Origin of the sequence: Frankia sp. AiPs1 (assembly GCF_023716945.1) — a bacterium.
In the GTDB taxonomy this organism is placed as follows: Bacteria; Actinomycetota; Actinomycetes; order Frankiales; family Frankiaceae; genus Frankia.
Genome location: NZ_JAMQQF010000509.1, coordinates 1 through 1,116, shown reverse-complemented (window position 1 = coordinate 1,116; position 1,116 = coordinate 1). Strand labels below are relative to the sequence as shown.

1 protein-coding gene is annotated in these 1,116 nt (G+C 72.9%); it reads left to right on the top strand.

The window, feature by feature from the left end:
* Positions 1-166 precede the first annotated feature (166 nt).
* Positions 167-1,012 carry a Gfo/Idh/MocA family oxidoreductase gene (locus ND748_RS26270; protein WP_251748848.1) on the top strand — a complete coding sequence of 282 codons (846 nt, stop codon included), beginning with the start codon at positions 167-169 and terminating at the stop codon, positions 1,010-1,012.
* Positions 1,013-1,116: the final 104 nt, after the last annotated feature.

Below are 1,116 nucleotides of genomic sequence, written 5' to 3'. Positions count from 1 at the left end.
ATATTCTTTGCTCGGGTTTCTGTGGGGATAATTTCTAAGAACGCCCCGGGGGGCCCCGCCCCCGCCCCCCCCCCCCACCCGACCCACCGCGGCCCTGTTCGGACTCGGCCACTACGCCAAAACCCAGATCGTCCCGCACATCGGCGAGCACCTCGACCTCATCCGGGTGCACGAGCTCGATCCCGTGCAGATCGGCGCCCGGCGCACCGACCGGTGGTCGTGGGACACCTCGCCGCTGCTGGCCGACGACGACCCGGCGGACGTCCTGCTGATCGCCGGCTACCACCACACCCACGCCCCGCTGGCCCACGCGGCGCTGCGCCGCGGCTCGGCAGCCGTCGTCGAGAAGCCCGTGGTCACGACCGAGGAGGACCTCGAGGAGCTGGCGAAGCTCATCGACGGCGGCGGGCGCCTGTTCGCCTGCTTCCAGCGCCGCCATTCGCCGATCAACGCCTGGCTACGCGCCGACCTCCGCCTCGGCGAGGGCCGCGAGCCGATGGTCTACAGCGCGGTGGTGTACGAGGAGCCGCTGCCCGCCCGGCACTGGTATCGCTGGCCGGCCTCGCGCACCCGGTTGGTGAGCAACGGCTGCCACTGGATCGACCACTTCCTGTGGCTCAACGACTTCGCGGCGGTGCGCCGTGCCACGGTCACCTCCGCCCGCACGGGCACCTTCACCGTGTACGTCGAGCTCGTCAACGACGCGATCCTCTCGCTCGTGCTGACCAGCGCCGGCGGCAGCCGCTACGGCCTGCGCGAGCACACCGAACTACGGGCCAACGGGGTGACGGCGACCATCGTCGACGGCGCCCGTTACACCGCCGAGGCCGGCTCCCGGATCCTGCGCCGCCGCCGGGTCAACCGACTCGACAGCTACCCGGCGATGTACCGCGGGATCTGCGAACGGCTCGTCGCGGGGGCACCGGGCGAGAACGCGCGGGAGATCAGGGCGGTCGCCGAGCTGACACTGCGGCTGGACGCGGCGGCGGCCCGGCAGGGGCCGGGCTCCTGATCTCAGGACGCCGCGAGGTCGGTCTGCACCCGGTAGCCGGCCGACCGCCAGGCCGTGGCGGGCGCCGGGGTGCCGCGCAGGCCGGCGGGCCACTGGCCCGGTCT